Source organism: Candidatus Pantoea deserta, from assembly GCF_003813865.1.
Classification (GTDB): Bacteria; Pseudomonadota; Gammaproteobacteria; order Enterobacterales; family Enterobacteriaceae; genus Pantoea; species Pantoea deserta.
The window spans coordinates 114,435-134,379 of sequence record NZ_RMVG01000012.1; the positions used below are offsets into that span (position 1 = coordinate 114,435).

At 60.3% G+C, this 19,945-nt stretch carries 19 protein-coding genes; 9 read left to right on the forward strand and 10 right to left on the reverse strand.

Annotation, left to right across the window (positions count from 1 at the left end; all coding sequences use genetic code 11):
* The 3 genes from ntrB to BBB56_RS15490 all read right to left on the reverse strand — a co-directional run bounded on the left by ntrB (position 1) and on the right by BBB56_RS15490 (position 3,712).
* Positions 1-867 carry a nitrate ABC transporter permease gene (gene ntrB / locus BBB56_RS15480; RefSeq protein ID WP_123801829.1) on the reverse strand — a complete coding sequence of 289 codons (867 nt, stop codon included), beginning with the start codon at positions 865-867 and terminating at the stop codon, positions 1-3.
* A gap of 11 nt (positions 868-878) precedes the next feature.
* Positions 879-2,129, reverse strand: a complete 1,251-nt coding sequence (locus BBB56_RS15485) for a CmpA/NrtA family ABC transporter substrate-binding protein (protein ID WP_123801830.1) — start codon at positions 2,127-2,129, stop codon at positions 879-881.
* Between the two features lie 353 nt (positions 2,130-2,482).
* Positions 2,483-3,712 (reverse strand): nitrate regulatory protein, encoded by a 1,230-nt coding sequence (locus BBB56_RS15490; RefSeq protein WP_123801831.1) that lies wholly within the window; start codon positions 3,710-3,712, stop codon positions 2,483-2,485.
* 497 nt (positions 3,713-4,209) lie between these two features.
* Here BBB56_RS15490 and BBB56_RS15495 point away from each other — a divergent pair, with 497 nt between their 5' ends.
* From BBB56_RS15495 to BBB56_RS15530, 8 genes are all read left to right on the forward strand, one after another.
* Positions 4,210-4,704 (forward strand): SH3 domain-containing protein, encoded by a 495-nt coding sequence (locus tag BBB56_RS15495; protein WP_199756249.1) that lies wholly within the window; start codon positions 4,210-4,212, stop codon positions 4,702-4,704.
* An 85-nt stretch (positions 4,705-4,789) separates the two neighbouring features.
* Positions 4,790-6,007 carry a type IVB secretion system protein IcmH/DotU gene (gene icmH, locus BBB56_RS15500; protein WP_123801832.1) on the forward strand — a complete coding sequence of 406 codons (1,218 nt, stop codon included), beginning with the start codon at positions 4,790-4,792 and terminating at the stop codon, positions 6,005-6,007.
* On the forward strand, positions 6,007-8,121 hold the full coding sequence (tssM, locus tag BBB56_RS15505; RefSeq protein ID WP_123801833.1) for a type VI secretion system membrane subunit TssM: 2,115 nt from the start codon (positions 6,007-6,009) through the stop codon (positions 8,119-8,121). Before icmH ends, tssM begins: the two co-directional genes overlap by 1 nt.
* 13 nt (positions 8,122-8,134) lie before the next feature.
* Complete coding sequence (gene tagF, locus BBB56_RS15510) at positions 8,135-8,833, forward strand: type VI secretion system-associated protein TagF (protein ID WP_123801834.1); 699 nt, start codon at positions 8,135-8,137, stop codon at positions 8,831-8,833.
* A 36-nt stretch (positions 8,834-8,869) separates the two neighbouring features.
* Positions 8,870-9,997 (forward strand): type VI secretion system-associated FHA domain protein TagH, encoded by a 1,128-nt coding sequence (gene tagH / locus BBB56_RS15515; protein WP_123801835.1) that lies wholly within the window; start codon positions 8,870-8,872, stop codon positions 9,995-9,997.
* Positions 9,994-10,770 carry a PP2C family protein-serine/threonine phosphatase gene (locus BBB56_RS15520; RefSeq protein ID WP_123801836.1) on the forward strand — a complete coding sequence of 259 codons (777 nt, stop codon included), beginning with the start codon at positions 9,994-9,996 and terminating at the stop codon, positions 10,768-10,770. The genes tagH and BBB56_RS15520 overlap by 4 nt, the downstream gene beginning before the upstream one ends.
* 14 nt (positions 10,771-10,784) lie before the next feature.
* On the forward strand, positions 10,785-11,738 hold the full coding sequence (locus BBB56_RS15525) for a hypothetical protein (RefSeq protein WP_123801837.1): 954 nt from the start codon (positions 10,785-10,787) through the stop codon (positions 11,736-11,738).
* Between the two features lie 44 nt (positions 11,739-11,782).
* Complete coding sequence (locus BBB56_RS15530) at positions 11,783-13,213, forward strand: serine/threonine protein kinase (RefSeq protein WP_123801838.1); 1,431 nt, start codon at positions 11,783-11,785, stop codon at positions 13,211-13,213.
* Between the two features lie 39 nt (positions 13,214-13,252).
* Here the strand turns inward: BBB56_RS15530 and BBB56_RS15535 are convergent, their stop codons facing one another.
* Together BBB56_RS15535 and chaB are read right to left on the reverse strand one after the other, a co-directional pair.
* Positions 13,253-13,930, reverse strand: a complete 678-nt coding sequence (locus BBB56_RS15535) for a gamma-glutamylcyclotransferase (protein WP_123801839.1) — start codon at positions 13,928-13,930, stop codon at positions 13,253-13,255.
* 193 nt (positions 13,931-14,123) lie between these two features.
* Positions 14,124-14,354: a putative cation transport regulator ChaB gene (gene chaB / locus BBB56_RS15540; protein ID WP_123801840.1), complete on the reverse strand. Its 231-nt coding sequence runs from the start codon at positions 14,352-14,354 to the stop codon at positions 14,124-14,126.
* 372 nt (positions 14,355-14,726) lie between these two features.
* Between chaB and chaA the strand changes: the two genes are divergently transcribed.
* Positions 14,727-15,818 carry a sodium-potassium/proton antiporter ChaA gene (gene chaA / locus BBB56_RS15545; protein ID WP_123801841.1) on the forward strand — a complete coding sequence of 364 codons (1,092 nt, stop codon included), beginning with the start codon at positions 14,727-14,729 and terminating at the stop codon, positions 15,816-15,818.
* Between the two features lie 98 nt (positions 15,819-15,916).
* Here chaA and kdsA read toward each other — a convergent pair whose 3' ends face one another.
* The 5 genes from kdsA to prfA are packed head-to-tail and all read right to left on the reverse strand — an operon-like array spanning position 15,917 to position 19,930.
* Positions 15,917-16,771 carry a 3-deoxy-8-phosphooctulonate synthase gene (gene kdsA / locus BBB56_RS15550; RefSeq protein ID WP_123801842.1) on the reverse strand — a complete coding sequence of 285 codons (855 nt, stop codon included), beginning with the start codon at positions 16,769-16,771 and terminating at the stop codon, positions 15,917-15,919.
* Between the two features lie 26 nt (positions 16,772-16,797).
* Positions 16,798-17,607 (reverse strand): invasion regulator SirB1, encoded by an 810-nt coding sequence (gene sirB1 / locus BBB56_RS15555; protein ID WP_123801843.1) that lies wholly within the window; start codon positions 17,605-17,607, stop codon positions 16,798-16,800.
* On the reverse strand, positions 17,604-18,002 hold the full coding sequence (locus BBB56_RS15560) for a SirB2 family protein (protein ID WP_123801844.1): 399 nt from the start codon (positions 18,000-18,002) through the stop codon (positions 17,604-17,606). The genes sirB1 and BBB56_RS15560 overlap by 4 nt, the downstream gene beginning before the upstream one ends.
* 12 nt (positions 18,003-18,014) lie before the next feature.
* Entirely contained in the window at positions 18,015-18,848 is an 834-nt protein-coding gene (gene prmC, locus BBB56_RS15565; protein WP_123801845.1) for a peptide chain release factor N(5)-glutamine methyltransferase, read from the reverse strand.
* A complete protein-coding gene (gene prfA, locus BBB56_RS15570) occupies positions 18,848-19,930 on the reverse strand; it encodes a peptide chain release factor 1 (protein WP_123801846.1) in 1,083 nt (360 codons plus the stop codon). Before prfA ends, prmC begins: the two co-directional genes overlap by 1 nt.
* Between the last annotated feature and the right edge of the window lie 15 nt (positions 19,931-19,945).

A 19,945-nucleotide genomic window follows, 5' to 3' on the forward strand; every position in this document is an offset into this window, starting at 1 on the left:
TTATTTATCCCAGGCAAAACGGCGGGCCAGCAGCATCAGGCCCTGCTCCAGCAACAGTCCCACCACGCCGATGATCAGAATGGCGATCAGGATGTTTTCCACATTGAGGTTGTTCCACTCGTTCCAGATCCAGAAGCCGATACCGAGACCGCCGGTGAGCATTTCCGCGGCGACAATCACCAGCCAGGCGATGCCAATCGAGAGGCGAACCCCGGTCAGCACCGCGGGCAGCACGGCGGGAAACAGGATGCGGCGCATAACCGTCCACTCCGAGAGTTGCAGCACGCGCGCCACGTTAAGGTAGTCCTGAGGAATGCGCTGTACGCCCTCAGCGGTGTTGATCACCATCGGCCAGATGGAACAGATAAAAATGGTCCAGCTGGAGGCTGGCTCCGCGCGCTGAAACAGCAGCAGGCCAATCGGCAGCCAGGCGAGCGGGCTGACCGGGCGCAGCAGCGCAATAATCGGGCTGAACATGCGCGAGACAAAGGTGAAGCGCCCCAGCAAAAAGCCCGCAGGAATACCCACCAGCGCCGCCAGGCCGAATCCCGTGGCGACGCGCTGTAGCGACGCGAGAACGTTCCAGCCGATCCCCTGATCGTTGGGTCCGGCGTTATAAAAGGGATCGGCGAACAGCGTCAGCGCCGCCTGCCAGGTGGCCCAGGGCGTCGGGAAGCCGCTGCTCCACAGCGCGGCGATCTGCCACACCAGCAGCATCAGCAGGCCGCCGCACAGCGCCGGGATCAGCCGCTGCATCAGCGGGCGAAGGCGCGCCGGACGCACGGCGCTTTTCGGGGTGATGTCGAGGGTCACGACGGTGCCTGGCTCAACGGCCGCGGGCACCCTAACCTGAGCTGCTTTTTTCATCTCTGCCTCACTTAACGTTTCATGGCGAAGCTGGCGGCATAGGCGGCAGGATTGCTGCCGTCCCAGGTTTTGCCGTCAGTCAGGATGCTGCTGCGCATGTCGCTTTGCGGCAGCGCGACGTCGCCGACGGCGCTGGCCGCCTGGCGGTAGATGTCGATACGGTTGATCTGGCGCGCCACCGCCAGGTAGTCAGGCTCGGCGCTGAGCAGGCCCCAGCGCTTCATCTGCGTCAGGAACCACATGCCGTCAGAGAGCCAGGGAAAACTCACCGCGCCGTCGCGAAAGAAGCGCATCGGGTGAGCATCCTGCCAGCTGCTGCCGAGACCGTTCTGGTACTGACCGAGCATGCGCCCTTCCAGCGTCTCGACCCGGGTGTTGATCCAGGCGCGCTGCGCCAGCACGGCGGCGGTTTCGCGGCGATTATCGTCAGAGGCGTCGATCCAGCGCGCCGCCTCCAGCACCGCCGCGGTCAGCGCGCGGGCGCTGTTGGGGTAGCGCGTAACCCACTCGGCGCGGGTGGCGAGGATTTTTTCCGGATGATCCGGCCAGATCTGCTGCGAGGTGGCTGCGGTGAAGCCGATGTTGTCGCTGATGGCGCGCTGGTTCCAGGGTTCGCCCACGCAGAAGCCGCTCATATTGCCGATTTTCATATTCATCACCATCTGCGGCGGCGGCACGACGACGGTGCGCACGTCATCAAAGGGATGGATGCCCGCCTCGGCCAGCCAGTAGTAGAGCCACATGGCATGCGTGCTGGTGGGAAAGGTGTGCGCAAAGGTAAAGCTGCCTTTGGGCTGGGCCGCCACCGCCTGTTTCAGGCTGGCGGCATCGGTGACGCCCTGCGCTTTTAACTGGCTGGAGAGGGTGATCGCCTGGCCATTGTTATTCAGCGTCATCAGGTTCGCCATGTCGTGCTGCGGCCCCGCCACGCCCAGTTGCAGGCCGTAAATCATGCCGTACAGCGCATGCGCGGCGTCCAGCTCGCCCGCGGTGAGCTTGTCGCGCACCGCCGCCCAGCTCGCCTCTTTGCTCGGCTGGAGGGTCAGGCCATATTTTTTGTCAAAACCTTTTACCGCCGCCATGACCACGGGCGCGCAGTCGGTAAGCGGAATAAAGCCCACGCGCAGACTGGCCTTCTCCGGCGCGTCGGAGCCGGCGGCCCAGACGGCGTTGCGGAGTCCCGGCAGCAGCCAGGCTCCGCCGACGGCGGCGCTGGCGAGTAACAGTTTGCGCCGTGAGGCGGAAAAAGAGGTCTGGCTCATCGCTGGCTTCCTGAAAAAAGAGAATAAAAAAAGGCGTCCGACCGACATGCCTGCGCATGCGGATGGACGCCTTTATCCAAAGCACTGTTTCACCGCCGTTGGCGAAAGAAGTGCGAATACCCTGAAGATACAGCAAGGAGCGTGCCAGGTTATCCAGGCCGCTGTGCCGCGCATTCTGACGCAGCTAAGCCAGTCGGCTGCACTTTGCTAACGCAATGCGCGCACAGCCATTGTGCAGCTACCTCTCAGGAGGTAGTCGCTAAAAATCGCGCAAAACTGCGCGAGGACACCCCCGGCCCGCTCAGGTCAGAGCCCGTCGCCGCAGAGGCGGTGCGGCCGGTTCCCGGCCCGCCTTAGCGCGGCGCAGGCGGCTGCGACATAGCCGCGACCGCCAGCACCGCCTGGGCAATATCGATAGTGCGTTTGTTCTGGTTCATGGCGCTTTTGCGCAGCGCCTGCCATGCGCTCTGCTCATCGTAACCGTGCTGCTGCATCAGCCAGGCTTTCGCCTGTTCGATGGCGCGTCGCTCGTTCAGGCTGGCGCGCATCGTCGCCAGCTCTTCAGCCTGGCGCTGTAAGCGCTGCGCCTGTTCGCGCACCAGCGACAGCACCGAACGCCCAAGCTGATGCGCCAGCCCGTCGCTGTGCAGCGCGGTGGCTTCCCCCGCCAGCCAGTCGGCGCCCGCAATATAGAGGCTGAAGCTGTTATCGGCCGCCAGCGTCGGCTGTGCGGCCTGGCTTTGCGCATCGCGTATCGCCTGCTCACAGCGGGCCATCAGCGTCGCGGTCAGGCGATCCTCCAGGCTTTTCATCTGATCGATACGCGCGCTGAGCAAGGTAAACCAGCGCAGCGTGCCCGACTCCTCTGCGCGCTCAAGGGTGCAGGCGATACGCCGCAGCCGCTCGACTTCGCGGCTGGCGGGTGCAAAAGCCTGCCAGCGCGCCTGCGCATCGGCGTCGGCAAACTGGCTAAAGGTGGCAAAACTTTTCTCCTGCGCGGCGATCAGCGCCACCATGCGCTGACGCTGCGCCTCGCTGAAATAGCCGGCCGCAAAGCCCGCCGAGCCGGTGGCCCGCTCCTGACCCGCCAGCTCTTTGCCCTGCATAAAGCTGAACAGCGCGATCAGCGCGCGGGAAATATCGGGATGGCTGGCGGTGTCGGCCGCCTCAAACACCAGATTGAGCAGGGTGCGAATGATCTGGTCAAAGGCCTGCATCGTCTGCGCCTGGTCGCTCTCTCCCGCCAGCAGCCGATGGCGCAGCGCGGGCAGCGCCGCCAGCGCCTGTAGCGCGGCGGCAATCAAATTGCAGAAGCGGCTGTCGCCCGCATGAGCCGTCGCCGGCGGCAGCGCCTCAATAAAGCGCTGCGAGGCGATGCCGACATCCTGTTCGCGCGCGTCGCGCTCCTGGACGAACAGCCGTCCCTGCGAGCAGATCCAGATATTGCTGGCGCCGCGCTCGCGCTGAAGCTGATGGATTAACTCACTCAGCGCCGCAATCAGCTGGCCGGTGTGCAGCAGCCGTTGCAGACTGGCAATGTCGCTGTCGCGCGATGCCTGTAGATACGCCAGCGCGTCGGTCATAGTGTCCTCTCTGTGCCCTGAGCCGTTTTATCAGGCAAAATAAGCAAAAGCCGTGCCGTTTTCAGCAAAGAGTGTGATTGCCCTCACCCGGATATTCTGAAAAATAGCGTCTGAGCGGGAGATCCTCGAGAGGCGTACGCGGCAGGAGAAATTAAAAAAATTTAATAATTTCCTATTAGTGGTAGTGCATGACAGAATAGCCTTCCTCTTAGTTCATCAGGTTATGACGCGAATTAATAAATTTGTTTTAACTGTGCTAAACAGCGGCTTTTTTTGTCATTTTTACGCAACGCGTTTTGCGGCGGCTAGCATGGCTTCATAGTGAGCGCAATGTTTTGAAATCTTAAAAGTCTTAGGTAGACTTAACGTCGTATTATGCTGATGTAATTTTTCTGTTTTTTTTTAGCTGCTGCTGTGAACGCATGATGCCGCGCGCAGGTCATCGCGAGATGAAGAAAGCCCCGTATCATGCAGTTACTCTGATGAAATCGAGGAACATGGTGAAAAAGAGTCTTACGTTGATGCTGCTGGCGATATTGACCCTGGCAGGCTGTAAAGCCCCGCCGCCGTCTGTCACCGATGACACGCTGGTCACCAGCGAAGTCAATGGCGTTAAGTTAGTTCATCGTCATGCCGTCGCCGCGCCTGCCGAGTTCACGCCGATCAATGAGAGCTGGCGCGCGCTCTATGCGGCGTCGGTAATGACCACGCCGGATTACGGCGGCAAAATCGTGCGTTATCTGGAAAACGGTAAGCCCTTTATCGTGCTGGGCAGCGTCGAAAATCACTGGCTGGCGATTGCCGATCAGCCTGACGGCCCGCTGATTGGCTATGTTCCGCTGAAGGCCGGCGTCGAAAGCAGCCGCTACGAGGCAACGCTGCGCAGCGACCGCCCTCGCCCGCGCGGTAAAAATAAGCAGGTCTGCGTCGACGTGGGCGGCGCCAGCAAGGCGTGCCGCACCAACGATACCGCGACCTGGATCTTAGACTGATAATGAAATCTGGCGCATATTGCCTGTATGTAATCCCTGAGCTCGCCACTCAGGGATTTGTTCTTGTCTGGAAGAATCCCCGTTAATGAATCAGGAATCGCAGGCCTCTGAGGTTAACGCCTCGGGCAACGATAATCTTTTATTGCAGGCTGCGGCGCCGCTGCTTAACGCTGTGGTGCAACTCCGTCAGGCGGTCACGCATGACGATCCGGCTGGCCTGCGCCAGTCGCTGATTGATGAAATCCGCCAGTTCGAACAGCGCTGCAAGCAGGCCGGACTGCCGTTTGAGACCATCATCGGCGCGCGCTACTGTCTGTGCAGCGCGCTGGACGAGGCTGCCGCGCAGACGCCATGGGGCACGCGCGGCGTCTGGTCCGGCAACGGTATGCTGGTGACCTTCCATAACGAAAGCTGGGGCGGCGAAAAGGTGTTTCAGCTGCTGTCGCGCATTTCACAAAGTCCCGCTCAGCACCTCTGGCTGCTGGAGGTGGTGCACTACTGTTTACTGCTCGGCTACGAGGGACGCTATCGCGGCAGCGACAGCGGGCGCGTACAGTGCGACGCCATTCGCAAACGCCTGGCGAAACTGATTGACGAGACGCGCGCGCCGCTCGGCGGGAGCGCAAAACCGCTGGTGGAGGTGCATCCGCTGGTGAGCAGCGTCTCGCGCCCGATGATCCCGCTGTGGGCATGCGCCACCGTGGCCGCGCTGATTGCCTGCCTGCTCTATAGCGCCCTTAACTGGCGGCTGGGCAATGATGCCGAACCGCTGCTGCGCGCGATTTATCAGACGCCGCTGCCGCAGATCACCGTTGGCCGCCGCCCCTCTTCGCCTCAGGCGCTGCTGGATCTGCGCCAGCGGCTGAACGATGTTATCGCCGCGGGTCAGCTCGAAGTCAGCGACGGCGCCTTTGGCAGTAAGGTCATTATTCCCGCCGACAAGCTCTTCGCCGAACAGGGCACCGCGATTAATCCGGTCGGCCGCGCGCTGCTGGCGCGCGTCGCCACCGCCATGAAAAACGTCAAAGGCTCGGTGCTGGTGTCGGTGTTTACCGACGATCGCCCCGTAGACAACAGCCGTTTCGCCTCCAGCTATGAATTTTCGTTTGCCCGCGCCCGTGCGGTCACCCAGCTGTTACAGACGCAGCTTGCTGACGGCCACGCTATTCGCTCGGAAGGGCGCGGCGACAGCGACCCGCTGCTGCCCAACGACAGCAGCGAAAACCGGACCCGTAATCGTCGCGTCGAAATCACCCTGTTCGCCGCGCCGGAAACGCTCAGTAATCATCAGGGAGTTCAGTAATGCGCGCCTCCTTACGCCCTGTTTTGACGCATCGCCTGCTGTGGAGCTTTATCGGCGTCACCGCGTTGAGCTGTTTGATCTGGATCCTCGGCCCGCTGTGGAGCTGGGGCGAAACCCGTCCGCTGGAGCCGGCGCTGCCGCGTCAGCTAACGGTGGGCCTGCTGTTTTTCGTCTGGGTATTGTTTCAGTTTATTCCGTCGCTTTATCGCGCCTGGTTCAACAGCAAGCTGCTGACGAATTTACAGCAGAGCAGCCCGGAAGATCTCTCTGACCGCCAGGCTACGGAAGAGCTGCTGACCCAGCGCTTTAGCGAAGCGCTGGGTCAGCTAAAGCGCACGCCCTTTAACCGCAACAGCAACAGCCGCTGGCTGGCGCGTTTTCAGTCCAACTACCTTTATCAGCTGCCCTGGTATCTGGTGATGGGCGCGCCGGGCGCGGGTAAAACCACCGCGCTGCTCAACGCCGGACTCGATTTTCCGCTGACCGACAGCGTCGGCAAGACGGCCATTCGCGGCGTCGGCGGCACGCGCCACTGCGACTGGTGGTTTACCGATCGCGCGGTGCTGATCGACACCGCCGGACGCTATACCCTTCAGGAGAGCCAGCGCGCGCGCGATGCGGGCGAGTGGCGCAGCTTTATCAACCTGCTGAAGCGCTACCGCACACGCCAGCCTATTAACGGCGTGATTATGACGCTCAGCGTGGCCGATCTGCTGAGCGAATCCGCCGAGACGCGTTTCGCTCAGGCGAACGCCATGCGCAGCCGCATGAGCGAACTGCATCAGCAGACCGGCATTCACTTTCCGGTCTACGTTATGGTCACCAAAACGGACCTGCTGAAAGGCTTTATGGGCTATTTCGGCGCGCTGGAGAAGCGGCAGCGCGACGCGGTGTGGGGCTTTACGTTTCCCTGGGAGCCGGCTAAATCGCACAAAGATGAGTGGCATCGCAGCTTCAACCAGCAGTTTCATCGCCTGGAGCAGCAGCTGCAACAGCAGCTCGGCCATAAGATGGCGCAGGAGCGCGATCTCAGCCAGCGCGCCGACTGCTTTCTCTTTCCGCAGGAGTTCGCCTCGCTGCGGCCGCTGCTCAATGAGTATCTCGACGTGGTGTTCTCCAGCCAGCAGGAGCCGGTGGCCTGGAGCGCGCGTGGACTCTTTTTTACCAGCGGCACCCAGGAGGGGCTGCCCTTCGACCGCATCATGGGCGAGCTGAGCCGTAAGCTCCAGCTGCCTCAGACGAGCGGCCAGACGATTGCCGCCTGGGACAGCGTCAACCGCAATAGTCCGATACCCGGCAATAAAGGTCAGAGCTTTTTTATCCGCGACCTGCTCAGCGATCTGGTGTTTCGCGAGAGCGGTCTGGCGGGCAGCAACCGCCGCTGGGAGTACCGGAATCAGCTGTTTCACTGGATTGGCTATGGCGTGCTGGCGGGTGGGCTGGCCATTGCCTCCGGCCTGTGGCTGATCAGCTTTTTCCAGAATCAGCGCTACCTGAGCCAGGTCGCGGATCGCATACCGGCGATTGCCGCCCAGAGTCAGCAGGTTATTCATCAGCCGGCTGATAATATTTTTGACCTGCTTCCCTTTTTAAACAATCTGGTGAAGCTGCCGCTTTCAGACCATTTTTCCCTTGATAATCCGCCAGTTACTATGCGCGCTGGACTCTATCGCGGCAATCAGGTCAGCGATGCGGCCTGGGCGCTTTATCAAAATGCGCTAAAGTCTTTGCTATTACCGCGCGTGGCGCAGCAGATCACTAACCTGCTGCGTAACGACCGGGGCGAGGATAATGAATACAGCCGCAACGCGCTGCGCGCCTATCAGATGCTCTATCAGCCGCGCAATTATGACGGCGAGTTTTTACGCGCCTGGCTGATGCAGAATTTACAGCGTTCGCTGCCGGAAAACGTCAGCGCGCGCGATCTTCAGCAGCTTGACTGGCATCTCAGCCAGCTGCTGGATCAGCAGATTCAGTCTTCGCCCTATGCGCGCGACAATGCGCTGATGATGCGCAAACTTGCGGAAAATCTGAAAAATGCAGGTCGTGAGAGCCGCGCGCTGGTTGTGATGCCCGCCGCCGATGCACAGCGATTGACCACGCATAGCAAGTAATGATGAGGTGAGTATGGCTGCGAGCGTTGTGCCCGGCTGGTACGGAAAGCTGCCCTCAACCGGCGACTTTTTGCGTTACCGGTTGAGTGAGAAACATATCGCGCCCTGGACCCACTGGTTTCAACAGGGGCTGATGAGCTGGCACAGCCAGGAGCAGGCCACCACCAGCTGGTTTCTCCAGGCGCCGGTGTGGAACTTTGTGCTGCCGGTGACGCCCGGCGTGCAGCAGGTGCAAATGGGCTGTCTGATGCCGTCGTGCGATCGCGTCGGCCGCGCCTGGCCTCTGCTGGCGCTGCGCACCTTTTCGCTCAGCCAGTGGCATCCGGCGCAGCTCGCCATATCCGGCGACTGGTTTCAGGATGTGGGGGTCACGCTCTGGCGAGCGGTGCAGGTGCAGAGTATGGCCGCGCAGCTGGAGCAGCAGCTTCATCTGCTGCCGCCGCTGCTGGTGCCGGAGAAGCAGCATTCGGACATTATGGACGTCATTGGCTTCAGCGATCTGCCCTGCACCCTGAGCTGGCGCGAAGTGGCGGACCGTTTCGATCCGCAGCAGCATATCAGCTACTGGTGGACGAATCGCTGCGACGGTTTTGCCCATGCGACCCACAAGCACAGCGGCAACCTGACGGCGCAACTGTTTTCACTACTTTTTAACCCGGCGGCAGGTACTCAGCCGGGACGTAACGGCCTCTATCCGCCCATGTTCGAATAACGGCGTTGCGTTTGCCCATCAGATACGGGATGACTCATGCAATTTACCATTGTGCAGTGCAATACGGATGTTCCGGTAAAAACCGTGGCGTTTCAGCCGCCCGGCGGCACCATTGGCCGCAGCCAGGATAACGATCTGGTTCTGCCGGACGAGTCGCGCGCCATTTCGCGCTTGCAGGCGCTGGTACACCTTTCTGCCGAGGGCGAGTGCCGCCTGACCAACCAGGGCAGCGTGACCGCCGTGGTGCACAACGGCGTCACCCTGCCGCGTGGGGTACAGGTTCAGCTGCAACATGGCGATGCGCTGCAAATTGGCGACTATCAGCTTGCCGTGGAAGATCCGGCGCGCGCCGACGCGGTCAGAGACGATCCGCTGGCGCTGTTCGTCGAGGAGAGGCTGGAGCAGAGCGACCCGCTGGGCCTGCTTGACGCTGAACCCGCAGAACATCCCTCCTCCGCCACGCCTCCGCCGTCACGTCACAGCGATGCGCGGCTGGCGATCGATCCGCAGCAAAGCGAGTCGCCGCGTCTGACGGGCGCGGCTCTGGCGGATCAGGAGAAGCTGATTGCCGCGCTGCTGGAGGGCATGGGGCTGAACAATGGTCATGCGACGCCGATCGATGAAGAGCAGATGCGCGTGACGGGCCGGATGCTGAGCCTGTTTTCACAGGGCACGGTGGCGCTGCTGTCATCGCGGCAGATTCTTAAGCGCGGCGTGAAGGCGGATATGACCATGATCCTGAACGAGGCGAATAACCCGTTTAAGATCCTGCCCTCCGGTAAAACCGTGCTGATGCAGATGTACCAGAGCCAGATGCCGGGCTTTATGCCGCCGGAACAGGCGGTGCGCGACGCGCTGGTGGATTTGCAGGCGCATCAGCTCGGCATGATCGCCGGTATTCGCGCCATTATCGCCGCCATGCTGCAATCCTTTAATCCGCAGCGTCTGGAAGAGCAGGCGCGCAGCGAAGGCGTCCTGCCGACCCTCCCCTTTTCCATCGCCCGAAAAGCCGCGCTCTGGGACTATTTTATGCGTAACTATCAGCGCACCGCCGGCGAGATCGAGGACGATTTCCATACCCTGTTCGGCGAAGCCTTTTTGCACGCCTATGACGTGGAAGTTAACCAGTACAAAGATTCGCAAACCCGGACGGACGAAGCATGAAGATTGAATTTGCCAGCCGCTGCCAGCAGGGGCTGCGCGATGAGAATCAGGACCGTACCGGCGCCGAAGTCAGCGAGGATAAAGCCTGTTTTGTGGTCTGCGACGGCGTGGCGGGCTTGCCCGGCGGCGATCGCGCGGCACAGCTGGTGCGCGACACTCTGCTGGCCGAACTGCACGAACAGCCGCAGCTGACGCCGGAGAATACCCACGCGGCGATTGAACGCTGCCGCGCCGCGCTGCATCAGGAGCAGCGGCAGCGTCCTGAGGCCGCGCGGATGAGCACCACCCTGGCCGCGCTGTTTATTGACCGCACGCAGCAGCGCGCCTGGTGGGCGCATGCCGGTGACAGCCGGGTGTATCATTTCCGTCACGGTACGCTGTTTGACGTCACGCGCGATCACAGCCTGGCGCAGCAGCTTAAAGATGCAGGCTATGAAAATACCGGCATTAACAGTAATTTACTCTATAATGCGCTCGGCGCGACGCCGGCGCGTCCGGTGACTTTCTCCGCCGAACTGGCGCTGGAAGATGGCGATGCGTTTCTGGTCTGCACCGACGGGTTTTGGCTTAACCTGACCACTAAAGAGATGGAGCAGGCGCTGCGCATGGTCAACGCCTGTGAAGAGTGGCTCGCGCTCATGGAAAAAGCGGTCAGTCAGCAGGTGAAAAAGGATAATCTCAGCGCGCTGTCGGTATGGATCGGCGAACCTCAGGACGCCACGTTGCTTTATTCTGCGGCGGATTCGGCACGCTTTTTGCCGCCCCGCTCTTGATACCAAGGATCCTTATGAAATTGTGGTTGTCCGGCATTGCGACCTTGCTTATCGCCTTTAGCGCGCAGGCCGAAAATTATCGCGTGGTCTATTCTCCCAGCCTGGCGCTGGAAGTCTATATTGACGATGTGAAAAGCAAGGCGCCTGACGACTGGTGCAAAGAGACGCTGCCGCTGCGCATCGTTTCGGGTAAAAGCACCGACTCGGCGGTGCTGACCACCTTTTTGCCGCGCGTCGGCACGCTGCTGGCTAACCAGTGCGGCACGCTGGACGAGCTGCCCTGGCAGATGACTAGTAAAGAGGGCGGCGTGCTGGCCAGCGGCAGCGCCAGCAAGCTGCAAAACTGGCGGCCCATCGTGATGGCTGACGCGACGGCCAGCGCCAGCGCGGCCAATGCGGCGCCGCTCGATCTGTCGCGCCCGGCTAACAGCGCGCCGCTGCAACACTTTGACCTGCCAGGCGGCTGTCGTTTCCGCACCGCCTGGGATGCCGCAGGGACGTCGCTGTTCGTTCCTGACAGCGCCAGAACGGCCTGCCCGCACGACGGCTGGCTGGAGGGCAAAAGCGAGATAGTCTTAGCCAGCAAGGGGAAGAGCACGCCTCTGTCAGTGACCTTTTATCAGGGCTACCCCATCGCGAATCTGGCGATCTCCGGCAATTCGCTGGAGGTGGTCGCCGCGAATAAAGAGCGCATGATCGTCACGCGCGCCGATGCGGCCGACAGCTGGCTGGTGTTGCCCTTTGACGAGGCAAGCCACGTCTGGCGCTTTACCGGCGCGCTGCTGGTGAAAATGGATAAAAATACGGCGCAGCAGGATCCTGACGCCGTGAAATCGCGAGTGGAAACGTTGCGCGGTCTTTGGGGACCGCAGTTTATGCCACAGCAAAAAGTGAATGTGTTACTGATCGACACCCTGCACGCCGATTTGGTTGATCCGGCGATTGGTGCGTGGCGTAACATCAATTAATTACCGCGCAGCCTGGCGATCAGGCGGTGTTCAGAGAGTTCACTATGTCGGCAAATGATAATCAGAAAACGATGCCCAACGCGCTCCCGGCGGGATACCGTTTTAATGAGTTTGAGATCCAGGAAGTGATTGGCGGCGGCGGCTTTGGCATCGTTTACCGCGCCTGGGATCATCAGCTCGAACGCACGATTGCGATTAAAGAGTATATGCCGGTGTCGCTGGCGGTACGCGCAGAGGATCTGTCGCTGGAACTGCGCGGCGAGCGTTACCAGAAGCTGTTTAACGCAGGCTTAACCAGCTTTATTCAGGAGGCGCGGTTACTGGCGCGCTTTAATCATCCCGGCCTGCTGCACGTTCTGCGCTTCTGGGAACAGAACGGCACCGCCTATATGGGCACGCTCTACTACAGCGGCATGACGCTGAAAGAGTGGCAGCTTACCAGCCCGGATGCCGTCAATGAGGCCTGGATCCGTCGCCTGCTGCCGCCGTTGTTCGGCGCGATTAATACCATCCATCAGGCCGGCTATCTGCATCGCGATATTTCTCTGGATAATATCCAGATTCAGGAAAACCAGCTGCCGGTGCTGCTCGACTTTGGCTCGGCGCGCAAAGAGATCGGCAACCTGTCGGATGAAACCGAAATCATGCTGAAGCCCGGCTTCGCCCCCATCGAGCAGTACAGCGAGGAGGGTGAAAACGAACAGGGTCCCTGGACCGATATCTATGCCCTCGGCGCGGTGCTGCACAGTCTGATTACCAGCAATCCTCCGCCCGTCAGCGTGGTGCGCTGCATTGAGGATAACTATCAGCCGCTGGTCGAGCGCAAGCCCGAAGGTTACTCTCTGCCGCTGCTGCACGCGGTAGACTGCGCGCTGGCGATGAAGCCCGCCGATCGTCCGCAGTCGATCGACGCCTTTGCCGCGCTGATCGATTTGCCGGTCAGCGACGTGGAGGCGGTGGTAAACCGTCTGCAGGCGCCGCCGGAGCCGCTGCCCGCGCCGGTTGAGGAAGAAGAGAGCGTCGCGCCCGCGCCCGTGGTGATGGCGGTCAATCACGCCTCGCCCAGCGTGGAGCCGGTTACGCCGCGCAACGTGCGCCGGCTGTCGCCCGGCCTGATTGCGCTGGCGGCGGTGGCGCTGCTGGCGGTGGCGATTGTCACCTGGCTGGCGAACCGGCGCGCCGCGCTGCCTGAGAATGGCGCGCCCGTCACGGCTGCGGACTCGTCGGTCAGCCCGGCGTCTCCCCCGGCGACGACTCCTGCCGCGCTGGCGACGGTCTATCTCAAGCTGGAACAGGGCGCCAACGTGGTGCTGAACGGCCAGCCTGTAGAGGTTAAAACCGGCAACAACGGCTTTGCCGCGCTGAATCTGGCTGCGGGTCAGTATCGTATTGAGGTGCATTCAGGCACCAGTATGCGTGCGCAGTCGCTGGTGATTGATAAGCCGGGCACCTGGCTGCTGAATCCAGGCAACTAAGCGGGTTTGCGGCGTGGGCTGGCACGCCGCAAAAGTTTATTATCCCTGCGCGCAGCGCACGCCAGCCTGTAGCGCGCGTACCTGATGCGCCAGCCTGCTCAGGCTCTCCTCTTCCATTCCGCGCTTCGCCAGCTCCTGCTCAAGCGAAAAAAGGTACTGGGCGTTACTGCCCAGCGGGCCGCTTGCCGCCGCGATCAATGGCGCGATGGCGTCCGGACACGAATCAGATTCATAGAGGGGGTGACGCGGATCCATAATAAACGCCAGCGCGGTCACGCTTCGTCCATCTTCGAGCGTCAGCGCGCACCAGGTCGGCAGATAACAGCCGGTGATCATTTCCCGCTTCCACAGAAGCTCCAGTTCTTCCTGTAGACGCCTCTCCGGCAGGCGAAACGCCAGACCGCTGGTCGATCCGCCCTCTTTCAACGCCAGCATCCGCCCCGGCAGCGACGCCGTGCCACGTCCGGCGATCAGGCGCAGGCAGAAGGCGCGATGCCAGCCTTCCAGCGTACCGGCCGCCACTTCATCCGCTTCAAAAATTGGGTTCCACATCAGCGACCCATAGCCAAAAATCCATACCGGACTCTGGTCAGGACGGCAGGCCAGCGTGGCCGCCAGCGAGGCTGCGCGCTGCTCGCAGCTCCAGAGCAGCGACTCTTCGATATCGCCAAATGACGTTTTACAGTCTGCTTTTAATAAAAATTCTCGGGTTAACAACGTCACCTCCTGACTTCAGCAACATCCTGTCCGTAATCTCTCCCTTCGTTAACGCAATCTGGGCGCGACAAGATTAGCCGCAGCGTTAAACGACAGTATGCATTTTTTGCAGCGCTTTCAAGCGCCAGGGGCTGAGGGCAAATGAAAAAATGCGCGGCGTAAAGGTCAGGCGGCTGGCCTTTACGCCCGGAGGTTACTTTTTAGGATGCCACTTGTCGTCGTCACCCTTTTCGTACTCTTTTTTCACCGCTGCCCAGGCGACCTTATGGGCGACCTCTTCCTGGGATTCGTCGCCGCGCCGCTCATCCTTGTCTTTGTATTGATCCCAGGCGCTGTTGAACGCCTTTTGATAGATCGCCTGCGCATGCGGCGGAAGCACATGTTTAACGCTGTCTGGCAGCGCATCACGATTTTTATACGGCATGATTTCTCCTGCGTTAAAAGCCCAGTTAAAGCCTGGCTTAAGCGACAAAATTTACAAGCCCGGATTTCATCAGAGCCTGACTTGTTATTCGCATGAAGCCTGCAAAAGGCGCGCTCTATCTGACATTTTCCTGTTTTTAATCGCAGGAAATATGCTAATTAATGCAGGATAACAAACTGAATATAATGCTATAAATTCTGATAACCTCTTTTTTTGCTGCGAATAGCTGTTTTAGCTTCGAAAGTAAAGTGCGGTAAATTTTCCGCCAGCGGGCTGGTGAAAAGTTACACTGTTTAATGTAATAAAAGTCCTACACTTTTGTGAAATCCCGCTTGGGTTTCGCCTGTGCTTTTTTTCTGAAGAGGATGGTGAATGACCACACACGAAAAAACACGTCACAAAGAGTTCTCGCTGGTACTGCCTCTCGCCGCCCTCGGCGTTCTGTTTTTCTTTGGCGGGCAGAACACGCTGCCGGTGGTGATCGGCATCAATCTGCTGGCGCTGGTGGCTATTCTCAGCAGCGCCTTCAGCGTGGTGCGCCATGCCGACGTGCTGGCGCATCGACTGGGTGAGCCTTATGGCTCGCTGATCCTGAGCCTGTCCGTGGTGATCCTGGAGGTCAGCCTGATCTCTGCGCTGATGGCGACCGGCGACGCCGCGCCCGCGCTGATGCGCGATACGCTCTACTCCATTATTATGATTGTGACCGGCGGGCTGGTCGGATTCTCGCTGCTGCTGGGCGGCCGCAAGTTCGCCACTCAGTATGTGAACCTGGCCGGGGTAAAACAGTATCTGATCGCTATTTTCCCGCTGGCGATTCTGGTGCTGGTGTTTCCCAATGCGCTGCCGGGCGGCAACTTCACTACAACCCAGGCGCTGCTGATCGCGGCCATTTCAGCGGCGATGTATGGCGTCTTCCTGCTGATCCAGACCCGCACGCATCAGAACCTGTTCGTCTACGAGCATGAAGATGACAGCGACGATGGCGATCCGCACCACGGCAAGCCCTCAGCGCACAGCAGCGTCTGGCATACCGTCTGGCTGTTGGTGCATCTGATCGCGGTTATCAGCGTAACCAAAATGAACGCCAATACCCTGGAGCATCTGCTGTCGGAGTTTAACGCCCCTGCGCAGTTTACGGGTTTCCTCGTGGCGCTGCTGATTCTGTCGCCGGAAGGCCTGGGCGCGCTGAAGGCGGTGCTGATGAATCAGGTCCAGCGCGCCATGAATCTGTTTTTCGGCTCGGTGCTGGCGACGATTTCACTGACCGTTCCCGCCGTCACCATTATCGCCACGCTGACCGACCAGCAGCTGGTGTTTGGCCTGGAGCCGCCGCAGATGGTGATCATGTCAGCGGTGCTGATCCTGTGCCATATTTCATTTTCGACCGGCCGCACCAACGTACTGAACGGCGCCGCGCACCTGGCGCTGTTCGCCGGTTATCTGCTGACCATTATGCTGTAGCCTGGCGAACAAGGCTCTACAGCGCCCCGCCTCCGCCGCAACCCCAAAAAAAAAGAGCGATTTCTCGCTCTTTTTTATTGCGCGCTATAAGGCGTCGCTTACTTGCTGGTATCCAGCTCCGGGAAGCTCTTCACCAGATCGTCGATAGCCTTCATCTGCACCAGGAACGGCTCAAGTTTATCGAGCGGCAGCGCGGACGGACCGTCGCATTTAGCATTATCCGGATCCGGATGCGCTTCGATAAACAGACCGGCGATGCCGACCGCCATACCGGCGCGCGCCAGCTCGCCCACCTGCGCGCGACGGCCGCCTGAAGCCGCGCCGAACGGATCGCGCGTCTGCAACGCGTGGGTCACGTCGAAAATCACCGGGCTGTTGTTGGTGACTTTCTTCATCACGTTGAAGCCGAGCATATCGACAACCAGGTTGTCATAGCCGAAGTTACTGCCGCGATCGCACAGAATCACTTTATCGTTGCCGCCTTCAGCGAACTTATCGACGATATTGCCCATCTGCCCAGGGCTGACGAACTGCGGTTTTTTCACGTTGATCACCGCGCCGGTTTTCGCCATGGCTTCAACCAGGTCGGTCTGACGCGCCAGGAAGGCAGGCAGCTGGATGACGTCAACCACGTCGGCCACCGGCTGCGCCTGCGCCGCCTCGTGCACGTCGGTGATGATTTTCACGCCGAAGGTCTCTTTCAGCGCCTGGAAAATCTTCATGCCCTCTTCGAGTCCGGGACCGCGATAGGATTTAATGGAAGAGCGGTTCGCCTTGTCAAACGAGGCTTTGAACACGTACGGGATGCCGAGCTTATCGGTAATTTTTACGTAGTGTTCGCAAATACGCATGGCGAGATCGCGCGATTCCAGCACGTTCATGCCGCCAAACAGCACAAATGGCAGATCGTTAGCGACCTTGATGTCACCAATAGTAACGACTTTCTGAGTCATGCCCTTTCCTTAACTGTGGGGTGCGCTTAGTGCAGCGTCACCTGTTTCTGTTCAATTGCGTGGATTTGTACTTTGATCATTTCGCTGACCGGATCTTCAGGACAGTGCTCAACGAAGTAGGTAAGATCGTTTAACGCAATATGATCGCACTCCAGCTGAGCATAGATCAAACCGCGATCGCGAATTTCATAGGGGTCATCGGGATCGATCTGCAACAGCACCTGACTCACGCCCAGCGCCAGCTCCATCTGTTTCTCTTCCATCAGCGCCGCCTTCATGGTGTCGAGCATCTTGCGCATGACGCTGATGGTCTTCGCCTCTTCCAGATCGTCGTCATACAGCTTCGCCGTCGGGCTGATATTGCCCTTCAGCCAGACTTCCAGCGTATGGGTATCCAGGGTGTCGCCGTTGAACGGATTGATCAGCCACATTTCGCCATCAATCCAGTCTGCGCGCAGGATAAGCTGCGTCGGGAAGATCACCGGCATCAGCGGGATCTCCAGCTCATGCGCGATATGCAGCAGAATAACGCCCAGCGAGACCGCCGTGCCCTGCCGGGTTTTCAGCACCTTATCCAGCCACAGCGCGTCGGAAAGGTTGTAGATGCCGCTGGCGCCGCCGAAGCCCCACTGGCGGTAAAACAGCTCCAGCAGCTTCTCCAGTTGCAGATCGGCATCCTGTTCGCCGCTGACATAGTTGCGCGCTTCGTCGACCAGCGCGGCCAGCTGCTCCTGAACGGACGAGGCGGGAAAATCGGCTCGAATAGCGAGCGTCGCACCAATCACCGCTTCGCACAGCGGCGTCTGATTAAAATCTAATTGTTCTGTGGAGGTCATACTATCCCCAATAACGGCATTTTGGTCACCGCCAGCTTAATCACTGTCACCAGTGCGATCAGCGCAACCAGGAAAGCAATCCAGCGCGTGCGGCTGGTACGCGGGCGACGACTTAATGCCACGGAACCTAAGGCGATGTAGATAATAACGCCTAAAAGCTTCTCCGTCAGCCAGCTTCCTTGCGGCGAGAATGGGTAAAAGTGCGTAATGAGCACCAGAAGCACGCCGGTAAGCAGTAAAAAAGTGTCGTTAACGTGCGGCGTAATGCGTACCCAGCGGCGTTGCAGCAGCGAGGAGCCGCTGCGCAGCCAGTAAAAACGCACGATAAAAAGCGCGATGCTGATAAATACCGTCAGCAGGTGCAGCTGTTTGATAAGGGGATAATAAGCGGCCATGATGCGTCCTTTTTAAAATGGGGTCTGACCGAGCGTGACGCGCGGATTGCCGCCGTAATCATTCACGGTCGCGACCTGAAGAAAACCTTGCTGCTGCATAAGCGCGCGCACCGCCGCGTCCTGCTGCCAGCCATGCTCCAGCAGCAGCCAGCCGCCGGGCGTCAGCCACTGGGGCGCACAGGCGATCAGCAGGCGCAAATCCGCCAGGCCGGCATCGTCCGCCACCAGCGCGCTCAGGGGTTCAAAACGCACATCGCCCTGCGACAGATGCTGGTCGCTGGCGTCGATATAGGGCGGATTGCTGACGATAACGTCAAAGCGGGCGGCGGGCAGCGCATCGAACCAGTGGCTCAGCACGAAGGTGGCGTTGGCAATGCCTAGCCGTTCGGCGTTGCTTTGCGCCAGCGCGACAGCCGCCGCAATGCGATCGACGCCCAGCACCGTGCAGTCGGGCCGCTCGCTTGCCAGCGCCAGCGCGATGGCTCCCGTGCCGGTGCCGAGATCGAGAATGCGCGCCGGGGCGGCGGGCAGGCGCGCCAGCGTCTCTTCCACCAGCACCTCTGTATCGGGCCGGGGGATGAGCGTCGCATCGGAAACGCGCAGCGGCAGCGACCAGAATTCGCGCTCGCCGGTAAGGTGGGCCACCGGCTCGCCGCGCACGCGGCGCGCCAGCAGCGCGTCGAGTTGCGCCTGCTGTTCAGGCAGCAGCTCGGTTTCGTCGAACGCCACCAGCCAGCTACGTGATTTGCCGGTCACAAACCCCAGCAGGATCTCTGCGTCGCGCTTCGGGCTGTCGCCGCCTTGTAAGGCAGCGACGGCCTGCTTTAGCCAGCGTCGATAATCCATTACTCCTGACCAGCCAGTGCTGCCAGCTGATCGGCCTGATACTCCTGCACAATCGGCTCGATCAGGTTATCGAGTTTGCCTTCCATGGTTTCATCAAGGCGATAGATCGTCAGGTTGATGCGATGGTCGGTCACGCGGCCCTGCGGGAAATTGTAGGTGCGGATGCGATCGGAACGGTCGCCGCTGCCCAGCAGGTTGCGGCGCGTACTGGCTTCCGCCTCGTGGCGCTTCGCCATTTCCGCCGCGTGGATGCGCGCGCCCAGCACCGCCAGCGCTTTGGCTTTGTTTTTGTGCTGCGAACGCTCATCCTGACACTCCACCACAATGCCGGTCGGCAGGTGAGTAATGCGGATAGCGGAGTCGGTGGTGTTAACGTGCTGGCCGCCTGCGCCGGAGGAGCGGAACGTATCGATTTTCAGATCGGACGGATTGATGTCCGGCAGCTCGGCTTCGGGCAGCTCCGGCATCACCGCCACGGTACAGGCCGAAGTGTGAATGCGGCCCTGGGATTCGGTCTCCGGTACGCGCTGCACGCGGTGACCGCCCGATTCGAATTTCAGTCGCCCATAGGCGCCTTCGCCGGTGACGCGGGCGATAACTTCTTTATAGCCGCCGTGTTCGCCCTCGTTGGCGCTGACGATCTCCACGCGCCAGCGGCGCGCTTCAGCATAGCGGCTGTACATACGAAACAGGTCGCCCGCGAAAATTGCCGCTTCATCGCCGCCGGTGCCGGCGCGCACTTCGATAAAGCAGGCGCGTTCGTCATCCGGATCTTTCGGCAGCAGCAGAACCTGCAACTGCTGCTCCAGCCGCTCGCTCGCTTCGCGCGCCTGCTGAAGCTCTTCCTGCGCCATCTCGCGCATCTCTGCGTCGTCCAGCATCAGCTGGGCGGTTTCGATGTCATCCTGCGTTTGCTGCCACGCGCGGAAACATTGGGTAACGTCAGTTAACTGGGCGTATTCGCGCGACAGCGCGCGGAAGCGGTCCTGATCGGCGATAACGCTGGCATCGCCCAGCATCGCTTCCACTTCTTCGTGGCGCTCCTGTAGCGCTTCCAGTTTGGCAACAATAGAGGTTTTCATGTCGTGATGGGATTC